Source organism: Streptomyces sp. NPDC019890, from assembly GCF_044903445.1.
Lineage (GTDB): Bacteria > Actinomycetota > Actinomycetes > Streptomycetales > Streptomycetaceae > Streptomyces.
In genome coordinates this window covers 1-12,885 of sequence record NZ_JBJDQK010000020.1, presented here as the reverse complement: position 1 = coordinate 12,885, position 12,885 = coordinate 1, and the positions used below count along the sequence as shown (strand labels likewise).

General features: G+C 70.9%; 13 protein-coding genes and 1 pseudogene. 3 read left to right on the top strand and 11 right to left on the bottom strand.

The window, feature by feature from the left end; genetic code table 11:
- Window positions 1-108 precede the first annotated feature (108 nt).
- From truB to rimP, 7 genes are all read right to left on the bottom strand, one after another.
- Window positions 109-1,008 (bottom strand): tRNA pseudouridine(55) synthase TruB, encoded by a 900-nt coding sequence (truB, locus tag ACI2LP_RS31945; RefSeq protein ID WP_404728030.1) that lies wholly within the window; start codon window positions 1,006-1,008, stop codon window positions 109-111.
- Window positions 1,005-1,448, bottom strand: coding sequence for a 30S ribosome-binding factor RbfA (gene rbfA / locus ACI2LP_RS31940; RefSeq protein WP_360875409.1), 444 nt, complete (start codon window positions 1,446-1,448; stop codon window positions 1,005-1,007). The genes truB and rbfA overlap by 4 nt, the downstream gene beginning before the upstream one ends.
- A gap of 32 nt (window positions 1,449-1,480) precedes the next feature.
- Window positions 1,481-1,774, bottom strand: a complete 294-nt coding sequence (locus ACI2LP_RS31935; protein ID WP_360875406.1) for a DUF503 domain-containing protein — start codon at window positions 1,772-1,774, stop codon at window positions 1,481-1,483.
- A 170-nt stretch (window positions 1,775-1,944) separates the two neighbouring features.
- Entirely contained in the window at window positions 1,945-5,046 is a 3,102-nt protein-coding gene (gene infB / locus ACI2LP_RS31930; protein WP_404728029.1) for a translation initiation factor IF-2, read from the bottom strand.
- 148 nt (window positions 5,047-5,194) lie between these two features.
- On the bottom strand, window positions 5,195-5,473 hold the full coding sequence (locus tag ACI2LP_RS31925; RefSeq protein ID WP_404728028.1) for a YlxR family protein: 279 nt from the start codon (window positions 5,471-5,473) through the stop codon (window positions 5,195-5,197).
- A 138-nt stretch (window positions 5,474-5,611) separates the two neighbouring features.
- Complete coding sequence (gene nusA, locus ACI2LP_RS31920; RefSeq protein WP_404728027.1) at window positions 5,612-6,631, bottom strand: transcription termination factor NusA; 1,020 nt, start codon at window positions 6,629-6,631, stop codon at window positions 5,612-5,614.
- 2 nt (window positions 6,632-6,633) lie between these two features.
- On the bottom strand, window positions 6,634-7,131 hold the full coding sequence (gene rimP / locus ACI2LP_RS31915) for a ribosome maturation factor RimP (RefSeq protein ID WP_404728026.1): 498 nt from the start codon (window positions 7,129-7,131) through the stop codon (window positions 6,634-6,636).
- Window positions 7,132-7,286: 155 nt separating this feature from the next.
- Between rimP and ACI2LP_RS31910 the strand changes: the two genes are divergently transcribed.
- The 3 genes from ACI2LP_RS31910 to ACI2LP_RS31900 are packed head-to-tail and all read left to right on the top strand — an operon-like array spanning window position 7,287 to window position 9,111.
- A complete protein-coding gene (locus ACI2LP_RS31910; protein ID WP_404728025.1) occupies window positions 7,287-7,787 on the top strand; it encodes a hypothetical protein in 501 nt (166 codons plus the stop codon).
- Window positions 7,784-8,218, top strand: a complete 435-nt coding sequence (locus ACI2LP_RS31905; protein ID WP_404728024.1) for a ferritin-like domain-containing protein — start codon at window positions 7,784-7,786, stop codon at window positions 8,216-8,218. Before ACI2LP_RS31910 ends, ACI2LP_RS31905 begins: the two co-directional genes overlap by 4 nt.
- A gap of 17 nt (window positions 8,219-8,235) precedes the next feature.
- A complete protein-coding gene (locus ACI2LP_RS31900; RefSeq protein ID WP_404728023.1) occupies window positions 8,236-9,111 on the top strand; it encodes an aminoglycoside phosphotransferase family protein in 876 nt (291 codons plus the stop codon).
- Between the two features lie 146 nt (window positions 9,112-9,257).
- Here the strand turns inward: ACI2LP_RS31900 and ACI2LP_RS31895 are convergent, their stop codons facing one another.
- The 4 genes and pseudogenes from ACI2LP_RS31895 to ACI2LP_RS31880 all read right to left on the bottom strand — a co-directional run.
- Window positions 9,258-10,955 carry a proline--tRNA ligase gene (locus tag ACI2LP_RS31895; protein WP_404728022.1) on the bottom strand — a complete coding sequence of 566 codons (1,698 nt, stop codon included), beginning with the start codon at window positions 10,953-10,955 and terminating at the stop codon, window positions 9,258-9,260.
- A gap of 178 nt (window positions 10,956-11,133) precedes the next feature.
- The gene (locus tag ACI2LP_RS31890) at window positions 11,134-11,700 is read right to left on the bottom strand and encodes a GNAT family N-acetyltransferase (protein ID WP_404728021.1); all 567 of its coding nucleotides are present in this window, start codon (window positions 11,698-11,700) and stop codon (window positions 11,134-11,136) included.
- 29 nt (window positions 11,701-11,729) lie between these two features.
- A complete protein-coding gene (locus ACI2LP_RS31885) occupies window positions 11,730-12,575 on the bottom strand; it encodes a GNAT family N-acetyltransferase (RefSeq protein ID WP_404728020.1) in 846 nt (281 codons plus the stop codon).
- 122 nt (window positions 12,576-12,697) lie between these two features.
- Window positions 12,698-12,885: pseudogene (locus tag ACI2LP_RS31880) on the bottom strand (4-hydroxy-3-methylbut-2-en-1-yl diphosphate synthase); the annotation flags it as partial.

The following is a 12,885-nucleotide window of genomic DNA, read 5'->3' as shown; positions in this document are numbered from 1 at the left end:
TGGGGTGAATATGAGGGCCGCGATGGATAGACCCTGTGGGGAGGGGGATCGTGGAACGGGCAGGCGTGCCTGCCCGTTCCACGGTGGGATCGATTTCCCGGCGAGCGCTCAGCCGAAGACGGCGAGGCTCTTTGCCTTGCCCTTGTGCTCCTCCACCAGCGCCAGGAAGCGGCCCTCGGGCCCGAAGACCGCCACGGGCGCGGTGTCGTACGGCGGCATGTCCAGCCGTACGCCGTTGATGAGCAGCCTGGCGCGCCTCTCGTCCACGTCCCAGCGCGGGAATGCGGCGGCGGCCGCCTCCGCGATCGGCATCACGGTGAGCTCCTCCTGGAGCTGCTCCAGCGTCTTCGCCGCGTCCAGGCCGTAAGGACCGACGCGGGTGCGGCGCAGTGCCGTGAGATGCCCGCCGACGCCGAGATGGGCGCCGAGGTCACGGGCCAGGGCGCGGATGTACGTACCGGAGGAGCAGACGACCGATACGACCAGGTCGACGACGTGCGTGCCGTCCTCGGCCACGCCCTCGCGGACGTCGTACACCGTGAACTGCGAGACGGTGACCGGGCGGGCCGGGATGTCGAACTCCTCGCCGCCGCGGACGCGCGCGTAGGACCGCTTGCCGTCGATCTTGATGGCGCTGACCTTGGACGGCACCTGCATGATGTCGCCGCTCAGCGTGGCCACGCCCGCGTCGATCGCGTCCCGGGAGATCCCGGAGGCGTCCGCCGACGAGGTGATCTCGCCCTCGGCGTCGTCCGTGACCGTGTTCTGCCCCAGCCGGATGGTGCCGAGGTACTCCTTCTCGGTCAGCGCGAGGTGCCCGAGAAGCTTGGTGGCCTTCTCGACGCCGAGCACAAGCACGCCGGTGGCCATGGGGTCGAGCGTCCCCGCATGCCCGACGCGGCGGGTCCTGGCGATCCCGCGCATCTTGGCGACGACGTCGTGCGAAGTGAAGCCGGACGGCTTGTCGACGATGACAAGGCCGTCCGGCGTTTTTGCCGTGCTGCTCATTCCGAGGCTTCGTCCTCGTCCTCGGGCTTGCGGTACGGGTCGGCCTCGCCGGCGTACGCGGCGCCCGAGGACGCCTCGCGCACCTTGGCGTCGGAGGCACGCGCCTTGTCGAGGAGGTCCTCGATCGTCTTGGCGTTCTCCGGGAGCGCGTCCGCCACAAAGGTGAGGGTCGGCGTGAACTTCGTCCCCGCCGCCGCTCCGACCGCCGAACGCAGCACGCCCTTGGCGCTCTGCAGCCCGGCCGCCGCGCTCGCCCGGTCCTCGTCGTCGCCGTAGACCGTGTAGAAGACCGTGGCCTCCCGCAGGTCACCGGTGACGCGAGTGTCCGTGATGGTCACGTGCGTGCCCAGGCGCGGGTCCTTGATGCCGCGCTGCAGCTTCTCGGCGACCACCTCCCGGATGAGGTCCGCCAGCTTCTTCGCCCGCGCGTTGTCGGCCACTGGTCCGTCTCCTTCTTTGCCTTGCTCAAGCTTCAGTCTTCGTCGCTGTGGAGTCTGCGTCTCACCGAGAGCAGTTCCACTTCGGGCCGGGCGGCGACCAGGCGCTCGCACCGGTTGAGTACGTCTGTCAGGTGCCCCGTGTCCCCGGAGACCACCGCCAGGCCGATCTCGGCCCTGCGATGGAGGTCCTGGTCGCCGACTTCCGCCACGCTCACCGCGTATTTGCGCTGGAGCTCGGCGACTATCGGCCGGACGATGGAGCGTTTCTCCTTCAACGACCGGACGTCGCCGAGGAGCAGATCGAAGGACAGTGTCCCCACATACATGTATGTCCGGATGTCCCGCCGGTTCGGGGTCAGTGGCCCCGCCGACCACTTGGCAGGGACACAAGAACCGTACACGCAACGGCCGGGGCCGATCGACGGATATATGTCCGTCGACCGGCCCCGACCTGACAGGTGGCTCCGGGGGTGTCCCCCCGGAAAACCCGGCCTGATCAGCCGCGCGGCTTCTCGCGCATCTCGTACGTCGCAATGACGTCGTCGACCTTGATGTCGTTGAAGTTTCCGAGGTTGATACCGCCCTCGAAGCCTTCGCGGATCTCGGTGACGTCGTCCTTGAAGCGACGCAGACCCTCGATGTTGAGGCTCTCCGCGATGACCTTGCCGTCGCGGATGAGCCGGGCCTTGGTGTTGCGCTTGACCTCGCCGGAGCGGATGAGAACACCCGCGATGTTGCCCAGCTTGGACGAGCGGAAGACCTCGCGGATCTCCGCCGTGCCGAGCTCGACCTCTTCGTACTCCGGCTTGAGCATGCCCTTGAGGGCCGCCTCGATCTCCTCGATGGCCTGGTAGATCACCGAGTAGTACCGGACGTCGACGCCCTCGCGCTCCGCCATCTGCGCGGCACGGCCGGCCGCACGGACGTTGAAGCCGATGACGATGGCGTCGGAGCCCATCGCCAGGTCGATGTCGGACTCGGTGACCGCACCCACACCACGGTGCAGAACGCGGATCTCGACCTCTTCGCCGACGTCGAGCTGGAGCAGCGAGGACTCGAGAGCCTCCACCGAACCGGACGCGTCGCCCTTGATGATGATGTTGAGATCCTGCACAAGACCGGCCTTGAGCACCTTGTCGAGGTCCTCGAGGGACACCCGGCGGGTGCGCTTGGCGAAGGCGGCGTTGCGCTCACGCGCGGCGCGCTTCTCGGCGATCTGACGGGCCGTACGGTCCTCGTCGACGACCAGGAAGTTGTCGCCGGCGCCGGGGACGTTGGTGAGACCCAGGACCAGGACGGGGGTCGACGGACCCGCTTCCTCGACGTTGTTGCCGTTGTCGTCGAGCATCGCCCGGACACGGCCGTACGCGTCACCGGCGACCATCGTGTCGCCGACACGCAGCGTTCCGCGCTGGACGAGCACGGTGGCGACGGCACCGCGGCCGCGGTCGAGGTGGGCCTCGATCGCAATACCCTGTGCGTCCATCTCGGCGTTCGCCCTGAGGTCGAGCGAAGCGTCCGCGGTCAGGACCACGGCCTCCAGCAGGCTGTCGATGTGCAGACCCTGCTTGGCGGAGATGTCGACGAACATGGTGTCGCCGCCGTACTCCTCGGCCACCAGACCGAACTCGGTCAGCTGACCGCGCACCTTGGTCGGGTCCGCGCCCTCGACGTCGATCTTGTTGACCGCGACCACGATCGGCACGTTGGCCGCCTTGGCGTGGTTCAGCGCCTCGATCGTCTGGGGCATCACACCGTCGTTCGCCGCCACCACGAGGATCGCGATGTCGGTGGACTTGGCACCACGGGCACGCATGGCGGTGAACGCCTCGTGACCCGGGGTGTCGATGAAGGTGATCTTGCGGTCTTCACCGTTGACCTCGGTGCCGACCTGGTACGCACCGATGTGCTGCGTAATGCCGCCGGCCTCGCCCGCGACGACGTTCGTCTTGCGGATCGCGTCCAGCAGTCGGGTCTTACCGTGGTCGACGTGACCCATGACGGTCACGACCGGCGGACGGGAGACGAGCATTTCCTCGCCGCCCTCGTCCTCGCCGAACTCGATGTCGAAGGACTCGAGAAGCTCGCGGTCCTCCTCCTCCGGGCTCACGATCTGAACCGTGTAGTTCATCTCGTCGGCCAGCAGCTGCAGCGTCTCGTCGGAGACCGACTGCGTGGCCGTGACCATCTCGCCGAGGTTCATCATCACGGCAACGAGCGACGCCGGGTTGGCGTTGATCTTCTCCGCGAAGTCGGTGAGGGACGCACCGCGCGACAGGCGAACGGTCTCGCCGTTGCCGCGAGGCAGCATCACACCGCCGACCGACGGGGCCTGCATGGCCTCGTACTCCTGGCGCCTCTGCCGCTTCGACTTACGGCCACGACGCGCCGGGCCGCCGGGACGGCCGAAGGCGCCCTGCGTGCCACCACGGCCGCCGGGACCACCCGGACGTCCGCCGAAGCCGGGACGGCCACCGCCGCCACCGAAGCCGCCGCCACCGCCGGGGCCACCGCCACCGGGACGACCGGCGAAACCGCCGCCGCCACCGGGACGACCGCCACCGGGACCGGCGGGACGACCGGCGAAGCCGCCGCCGCCACCACCGGGACGACCGCCACCGGCGCCGCCGGGACGACCGCCGCCGCCACCGGGACCACGGCCACCGCCGCCACCAGGACCGCCACCAGGACGGGGGCTGGCAGCGGGACGCTGCGGCATCATGCCCGGGTTCGGGCGGTTACCTGCGGGGCCACCGCCGGGACGGGGAGCCTGCGGACGCGGCATGCCGCCGGGGCTCGGACGGGCGCCGCCCTGACCCTGCGGCCGGGGAGCGCCGCCGGGACCACCCTGCGGACGCGGGGCGCCGGGACGGTCCTGACCGCCGCCGGGGCGCGGGGCACCACCCGGACGGGGCGCCTGCGGGCGCGCCATACCGGTGGAGCCACCCGAGGTGAAGGGGTTGTTGCCCGGACGGGGACCCGCCGGGCGGCCGCCGGGGCGCGGGGCGCCCTGACCGGCGGGACGTGCGGGACGCTCGCCGCCACGACCACCGTCACGCTGACCGCCGGCCGGAGCCGGACGGGCAGGGCCACCGGCAGGACGAGGCCCGGGAGTGGCACCCGCGGGACGCGGGGCCTGCGGCGCGGCGGGCTGGGCCGGAGCCGGGGCCGAGAACTCGGCCGCGGGCACCGGAGCCGCCGGAGCGGGCTTGGCCGGTGCGGGCTTGGGACCCGGACGCGGGCCGGCGGAAGCCGGGGCCACGGACGGGGTGCTGGGGGCGCTGCTCGCCGGAGCCTCGGCTGCGGCCGGCTTGGGGGCCGGGGCGCCGGGCTTGGGGGCAGCGGGACGGGCCGACGACGCCGGTGAAGGCGCGGCAGGCTTGGCGGGCGCGGCCTTGCGAGGCGCGCCGGGCTTGGCAGCGGACTTGCCGGCGGAGCCGGGTCCCTGCAAAGCGTCAGTCAACTTACGTACAACCGGCGCCTCGATCGTCGAGGACGCCGAACGGACGAATTCACCGAGTTCTTGGAGCTTGGCCATGACGACCTTGCTCTCCACGCCGAACTCCTTGGCGAGTTCGTATACCCGGACCTTAGCCACTTCGCTCCTTTTAGGTCCGGGTTACCGCCGGACCGTCGCTACTTCATGGGCGTACTCATCGCGTACTCATCGAGTGCTCATCGCAATCTCGACCTACTTCCAACTCGCGAGGTACCTGATCGCACGGGGTTCCGTGCCGTACTTCTTCTTACAGTGCTGCCTGTTCGACGTACCGGCGTACATCCGCGGTATCGAGCGGCCCCTTGACCCTGAAGGCCCTGGGGAACGCCCGGCGGCGGACTGCCATGTCGAGACAGACCAAGGCGGGGTGCACATACGCACCCCGGCCGGGCAGCGTACCGCGATCATCGGGGACGCATATGTCCCCGCTCACCACGATCCGCAGCAGATCGCTCTTGGCCGCTCGCTCCCGGCATCCCACACAGGTTCGCTCAGGGCATACGTGGGTCTGCGTCCGGCCAGACACGTTCAGTCTACCTCCCCGCACCGACCTCACCCCTTTGGGGCAAAAATCGAACGGCTGTTGTCTCGATCCAGGTGAGGCCTGCGCGCTCCCGGTACCGGCCCGCCGTCACTACAACGGGTTCCCGTCCCGTACCATTCCTCAGCTCCGGTCCGACTCCTGCTCGGAGCCCTGCTCGGCGCTCTGCTCCGTGTCCGGGCGGATGTCGATGCGCCAGCCGGTGAGGCGGGCGGCCAGCCGGGCGTTCTGCCCCTCCTTGCCGATCGCCAGCGACAGCTGGTAGTCGGGGACCGTCACGCGGGCGGAGCGGGCGCCGAGGTCGACGACCTCCACCTTGCTGACACGGGCCGGCGAGAGGGCGTTGGCCACCATCTCGGCCGGGTCGTCCGACCAGTCCACGATGTCGATCTTCTCGCCGTGCAGCTCGGCCATGACATTGCGCACACGGCCGCCCATCGGGCCGATGCAGGCGCCCTTGGCGTTGAGGCCCGAGCGGGTCGAGCGGACGGCGATCTTGGTGCGATGACCGGCCTCTCGGGCGATCGCCGCGATCTCGACGCTGCCGTCCGCGATCTCCGGGACCTCCAGCGCGAAGAGTTTTTTCACCAGATTGGGGTGGGTGCGGGACAGCGTGACGGACGGCCCGCGCACGCCCTTGGCCACGCGTACGACATACGTACGAAGGCGCTGGCCGTGCGTGTACTCCTCGCCCGGCACCTGCTCCTGCACCGGCAGGATCGCCTCGAGCTTGTCGTCCAGCTTGACCAGGACGTTCTTGGGGTCCTTGCCCTGCTGGACCATGCCTGCGACGACATCGCCCTCACGGCGGGCGTACTCGCCGAAGGTGACGTCGTTCTCGGCGTCACGCAGCCGCTGCTGGATGACCTGGCGGGCGGTGGTGGCGGCGATCCGGCCGAAGTCGGAAGGGGTGTCGTCGAACTCCTTCGGCTCCTGCCCCTCCTCGAGGTCGGCCGCGTCCTCCTTGGCCCACACGGTCACATGGCCGGTGTCCCGGCTGAGCACGACACGGGCGTGGCGGCGGCTGCCCTCGGTGCGGTGGTACGCGATGAGGAGGGCCGACTCGATCGCCTCGACCAGCAGGTCGAAGGGGATCTCCTTCTCTTGTGCCAAGCCCTTCAGGAGCTTTACGTCGATGTCCACGGCTACGCCTCCTCTTCCTTCTTGTCCTTGTGGCTGAACTCGATCTCCACGCGAGCCTTGGCGATCTCGGTGAAGGTGACCCGGCGGGCGGTGGGCTTGCGTCCCTTGACGCCGGGCACCTCGAGGTCGAGTCCCTCGTCGTCCACGGTGAGGATGCGGGCCACCAACTCGCCGCCCTCGTGCAACTGCAGCTTCACCAGCCGGCCGACGGCACGCACGTAGTGGCGGTGCTCGGTCAGCGGGCGGTCGGCGCCGGGCGAGCTGACTTCGAGGACGTACTCGCCCTCGCCCATCGCGTCCGTCTCGTCGAGCTTCCCGGAGATGGCGCGGCTGAGCTCGGCACATGCGTCGAGCTCGACGCCCTGGTCGGAGTCCACGGTGATCCTCAGCATGCGGCGCCTGCCCGCCCGGGACACCTCGATCTCTTCCAGATCCAGGTCCGCGGCGCTGACGAGCGGCTCCAGCAGCCCGCGCAGCCTCTCGCTCTGGGTGGTGCTCATCCGGGTGACTCCTCGGCCGCGTGTGCTGTTGTGGGGATCGTCGCGTGTCAGATCAAAGGGTATCCGGTCGCGAGGGGTGTTGCCGTCCACCCGGCCAGGACCCGCAGGTACGCTCGCCTGCGGCGATGATCAGCGCAGGCCCGAGGGAGACAGTCGTGGGGCGCACGGGAACGACACGCAGGCGTGCGCTCATGGTGACGGGCGCGGTCGCGGCGGGAGCGCTGACGGGCTGCTCGGGCGAGGAGCGCGAGCGCCGGCGCACGCCCGGCTCGGCGCCGGACACGGCGCGGAATGCGGCGCGTGCGGAGGCGGCGCTGCGCAGGCGGCTCGCCGCGGCGAGCGGTTCGCTGCGTGACCAGTACGACGCCGTCATCGCCCAACACCCGTCGCTGGCCGGGCAGTTGGCAGCCCTGCGGGAGGCGGTGTCCGAGCATGTGGCCGCGCTCGGTGGAACGACGCGGGTGGCCGCTCCCGGGACGGTTCCGGCCACTGCCCCGGCCGCGGTCAAGGCACTGGCCGTGGCGGAACGCCGTACGTCCGACGCGCACATGGCCGCGCTCGTCGACGCCGGGCCGGAGCTGGCCCGACTGCTCGCCTCGATCGCGGCGGCCGGTGCGGCGCATGCGTACCTGCTGACGAAGGGGGGCCCGCGATGAGCACGCCGGAGGCGCTGGAGGCCGTACAGGCCGCGCTGGCCGCGGAGCACGCGGCGGTGTACGGGTACGGGGTCGTCGGCGGCCGGATCGGCGACGACCGCGAGGGCGAGGCCACGGCCGCGTATGCCGCCCACCGGGCCCGGCGGGACGCGCTGGAGCGCACCGCGCGCGACCTGGGCGGTACGCCGGCTGCTGCGGCCGCGGCGTACGCTCTGCCGTTCGCAGTGCCGGACGCGGCGGCCGCCCTGCGGCTGGCCGCGGTGCTCGAGGACCGGGTCGCAGGCGTCTACTCCGACCTCGTACGAGCCGCGGAAGGGCCGCTGCGCAGGGAGGCCGCGGTCGCGCTGCGCGAGGCGGCCGTCCGCGCGGTTCGGTGGCGTGGCAGCGGCGTAGCCTTTCCTGGGCTCGCCGAGCGGGCGACAGGGAAGTGAAAGGGAACTTCGCACGCATGGCTTTCGAACCGCCGCAGCGGCTTGTCCAGGCACTCGGCGAGAGAGACGAATGGCTCGGGCAGCTGTCCAAGACCGTCCAGGAGGCGGCGGACCGCTGGGAGCTGGATGTCGAGCGGGTGATGGCGCCGGGCGGGCGGAGCAGTCTGGTCCTGCTCGTACGGCGGCCGGACGGCACGGCGGCGGCGCTGAAGGTCGCCCCGCCGTCGGCCGCGCCCGCGCCGGAGCGTGCGGCACTGGAGCACTGGGACGGCCGCGGCGCGGCGCGGCTGCTCGAAGCCGCGGAGGACGCGCTGCTCCTTGAGCGGCTGCACCCGGAGGTGTCGCTGCGGTCGCTGCCGGAGGCGAAGGCGCTCCTGGAGGCGGCGGGAACGGTGCGGCGGCTGTGGGTCGAACCGCCGGCGGACCACGGCTTCGAGACGGTCGCGGACCGGACGGCGCGGCAGGCGGAGGCGATGCGTGCGTTCGCGGACCCGGGGACGGCCGCGCTGGTCGCCTCGGCACTCGACGTGCGCGACGAGCTCACGTCGTTCTCGCCCGAACTCCTGCTGCTGCACGGCAACTTCCGCCAGGGCAAGGTTCTCGCGGGCGACCGCGCCCCATGGCTCGCGGTGGGCCCGGAGCCCGTGGTCGGCGAGCGCGCCTACGACCTGGCACGCCTGGTCCGCGACCGGGTCGAGGACCTGATCGCGACCTCCGCGGGCGCGGCGGCGGCACGGCGGCGGGTGAACAGACTGGCGGACTCGCTGGAGGTGAACCGGGAGCGGCTGCGGGGGTGGACGCTGTTCCGGGCGGTGGAGTCGGGCACGCGAGCGATGGCGGCGGGGCGCCGCCGGGAGGCGGAGCTGACGCTGGAGTTCGCGGGCTGGCTGTAGTTCGCCACCCCGCCCTCCCCGTACGGCCTGGCGGCCGTGGGAGGTACCCCCATCCCGAACTGGGGGCAGGCCCCCAGGCCCCCTTACGCCCTTCGGGCGTGGCGCGGGGTCCGGGGCGGAGCCCCGGAACAGGCCCGCCGCAGGCGCTACCCCCGCAGCCGCGACACCGCCTCCGCCACCGTGAGCTCCTCCCGCTCCCCCGTCCTGCGGTCCTTCAGTTCCACCACGCCCTCCGCCGCCCGGCGGCCCGCCACCACGATCTTCGGGACGCCGATCAGCTCCGCGTCCGTGAACTTCACGCCCGGCGAGACGCCCGCCCGCTCGTCCACCAGCACCCGCAGGCCCGCCGCCGAGAGCTGGTCCGCGACGTCCAGCGCCAGTTCCGTCTGGAGCGCCTTGCCCGCCGCGACCACATGGACGTCCGCCGGGGCGATCTCCCGCGGCCAGCACAGGCCCTGCTCGTCCGCCGTCTGTTCGGCCAGCGCCGCCACCGCGCGGGAGACGCCGATGCCGTACGAGCCCATCGTCACCCGGACCGGCTTGCCGTTCTGACCGAGGACGTCGAGCTGGAAGGCGTCGGCGTACTTGCGGCCCAGCTGGAAGATGTGGCCGATCTCGATCGCGCGGTCGAGCTTCAGGCCCGTACCGCACTTCGGGCACGGGTCGCCGTCCTCGACCACGACGACGTCGAGGTACTCGTCGACCTCGAAGTCACGGCCCGCGACGACATTGCGCGCATGCTTGTCGGGCTTGTTCGCGCCGGTGATCCATGCCGTGCCCGGCGCCACGCGCGGGTCCGCGATGTAGCGGACCTTCTCCAGGCCCTGCGGGCCGACGTAGCCGCGTACGAGATCGGGACGGTCCGTGAAGTCCTCCGCGGTGACCAGCTCGACCTCGGCGGGGGCCAGGTGGTCCGACAGCTTGCCCAGGTCCACCTCACGATCGCCCGGCACGCCGACCGCGACAATCTCGCCGTCGACCTTGACCAGCAGATTCTTCAAGGTCGCGGAGGCCGGCACACCCAGGTGCTGGGCGAGCGCCTCGATCGTCGGGGTGTCGGGTGTGTCCAGCTCCTCGACAAGGCCGTGCGCGGCGCCGTCCACGGGCTCGCCCACGAAGGTCACGGCCTCCGTGTTCGCTGCGTAGTCGCAGGAGGGGCAGTACACGAAGGTGTCCTCGCCCGCCGCCGCCGGCGCCAGGAACTCCTCGGAGGCCGAGCCGCCCATCGCACCCGAGACCGCCGACACGATGCGGTGGTCGAGCCCGAGCCGCTCGAAGATCTTGATGTACGCCTCGCGGTGCAGCGCGTACGCCTCCGCCAGACCCTCGTCGCTCGTGTCGAAGGAGTACGAGTCCTTCATCTGGAACTCGCGGCCGCGCAGGATGCCCGAACGCGGACGCGCCTCGTCGCGGAACTTCGTCTGGATCTGGTAGAGGATCACCGGCAGGTCCTTGTAGGACGTGCACTGGTCCTTGACGATCTGGGTGAAGATCTCCTCGTGCGTCGGCCCGAGGAGATAGTCGGCGCCCTTGCGGTCCTTGAGCCGGAACAGCTCCGCGCCGTACTCCTCCCAGCGCCCCGTCGCCTCGTACGGCTCCTTGGGCAGCACGGCCGGCAGCAGGACCTCCTGCGCGCCGATCGCGTCCATCTCCTCGCGCACCACACGCGTGACGTTCTCCAGGACCCTCTTGCCGAGCGGCAGCCAGGACCAGATGCCCGCGGCGTTGCGCCGGACATAGCCGGCGCGGACGAGCAGTTTGTGGCTGAGCGTCTCGGCGTCCGCAGGGTCGTCGCGCAGTGTCTTGACCATCAGACGGGACATGCGCTGGACCTGGGCTGCCATGGGGAACTCTCCTGCGTCAAGAAAGGGTGATGCTCAGGAGGTTATCCGGGCGGCCGGGGCAGGCGGAAATCAGTTCCCGCGCACCAGCGGCAACGACGCCCCCATCACCGCATACGGACTCGGCGCGCTGGGGCTGCACACCCCGGGGGACAACCCCCGGACCCCCGGCAGGACCCACTCACCGCCGCACCAGCGGCAGCGACGCCCCCATCACCGCATACGGACTCGGCGCGCTGGGGAATATCACCTGTCGCGCGAGGTCCTGATAGCCGAGCGCGCGGTACAGGCCGCGCGCCGGGCTCTCGATGTCGATCGCCGAGAGGATCGACCGCGGCTGCTCCGCGCTGTCGGTGATCGAGGTGATCAGCGAGCGGCCGATGCCCTGCCCCTGGAAACCGGGGTGGACATGGAGTTCGGTGATGACGAAGGAGTCGTCGAGCCAGCCGTCGGTGCCGGTGCGGCGCAGATACGGTTCGACGACGGTGGACCACCAGTGCGTGCGGTCGTTCGGCATGCCGTACACGAATCCGACGAGGCGTCCCGACTCGGTCAGCGCACCCAGCGCCCAGGCCCCGGGGTAGAGCAGATGCCGGTAGACGATATGGCGGCGCACCTCGACCTCGTCGTCGCTGAGCCCGAAGGCGAGCGCCTGCACCGCCAGGGCTTCGTCGATCCGTGCGGCGAGATTGATCGGTCCGACCACAACGCTGGGAGTCCGGGGCCCGCCGCCTGAGAGTGCTGCCATGCGCGAACCCTACTTCCCGCGACTCGCAGTCAGAACAGCACGCTCATGAAGGCACCGACCTCGCGGAAGCCCACCCGCCGGTACGCCGCCCTGGCCGCGGTGTTGTAGTCGTTGACGTAGAGGCTGGCGACCGGCGCGACGTCCGCGAGGGCATAGCGCAGCACGGCGGCCATGCCGGTCTCGGACAGCCCGCGGCCGCGGAACTCCGGTGCCACCCATACGCCTTGGATCTGGCAGGCCTGCGTGGTGGCCGCGCCGATCTCGGCCTTGAAGACGACCTGGCCGTCGTCGATGCGGGCGAACGACCGTCCGGTGCCGACGAGTTCGGCGACTCTGGCCTGGTAGAGCAGTCCGCCGTCGCCGGACATCGGCGAGATGCCGACCTCCTCGGTGAACATCGCCACGCAGGCCGGCATGATCACGTCCATCTCCTCCTTACGGATGCGACGGACGTGCGGATCGGCCTCGATGCCGTCGGGAAGCTGCTCGGTGACCATCAGCGGCTGGTGTGCGCGTACATCCCTGGCCGGGCCCCAGGTCGGCTCGAGCAGCCGCCACAGCTCGGCGGTGGGCTCGGCCGGGCCGACGATGGAGGAGCAGCGGCGGCCGGTTCTGCGCGCACGGTCGGCGAAGGCACGCACGGCCTCGGGGGTGGCGCAGATGGGGACGAGATTGGCGCCGGAGTAGCAGAGCGAACGGAGCCGCCCGTCCGCGTACCAGCCCCACATCTCACCGCCGAGGCGCCACGGGTCGAGCCCGGCGACCTGGACTCGCGAGGCCACGAAGGCGTTCACAACGGGCTCGCTCTCGAGGATGGCGAGCGCTGCGCCGAGGTCACTGGGGTCGAGGACCCGGGTGGTGGTCTGCGTCAACACGAGGGGGCCTCACCATACGGTCTGCTGATCTCCGCACTGTACCTGGCAGGTCCGGGCGCTGCCGAGCCCAGCGCAAGGCCCCGCAGCGCGCAGCGGCGCGAGCGGGGCCGGTACAACAGTCGTCAGCCGACGGAGACCTCGGGCTCGCCCACCGCGTCGACCACGGGCACGCCGGAGGGGACGCCGTCCTTCTCCATCTGCTCGGCGATTTTCAACGCCTCTTCGATGAGGGTCTCGACGATCTTCGACTCGGGCACGGTCTTGATGACCTCGCCCTTGACGAAGATCTGGCCCTTGCCGTTTCCGGAGG

What these genes read in the sequence shown, in the direction of transcription:
- ACI2LP_RS31895 (WP_404728022.1), bottom strand. Translation starts at nt 10,955, where the DNA reads ATGGCAGCCCAGGTCCAGCGCATGTCCCGTCTGATGGTCAAGACACTG.
- ACI2LP_RS31900 (WP_404728023.1), top strand. Translation starts at nt 8,236, where the DNA reads ATGGCTTTCGAACCGCCGCAGCGGCTTGTCCAGGCACTCGGCGAGAGA.
- ACI2LP_RS31905 (WP_404728024.1), top strand. Translation starts at nt 7,784, where the DNA reads ATGAGCACGCCGGAGGCGCTGGAGGCCGTACAGGCCGCGCTGGCCGCG.
- ACI2LP_RS31890 (WP_404728021.1), bottom strand. Translation starts at nt 11,700, where the DNA reads ATGGCAGCACTCTCAGGCGGCGGGCCCCGGACTCCCAGCGTTGTGGTC.
- ACI2LP_RS31935 (WP_360875406.1), bottom strand. Translation starts at nt 1,774, where the DNA reads ATGTATGTGGGGACACTGTCCTTCGATCTGCTCCTCGGCGACGTCCGG.
- rimP (WP_404728026.1), bottom strand. Translation starts at nt 7,131, where the DNA reads ATGAGCACCACCCAGAGCGAGAGGCTGCGCGGGCTGCTGGAGCCGCTC.
- truB (WP_404728030.1), bottom strand. Translation starts at nt 1,008, where the DNA reads ATGAGCAGCACGGCAAAAACGCCGGACGGCCTTGTCATCGTCGACAAG.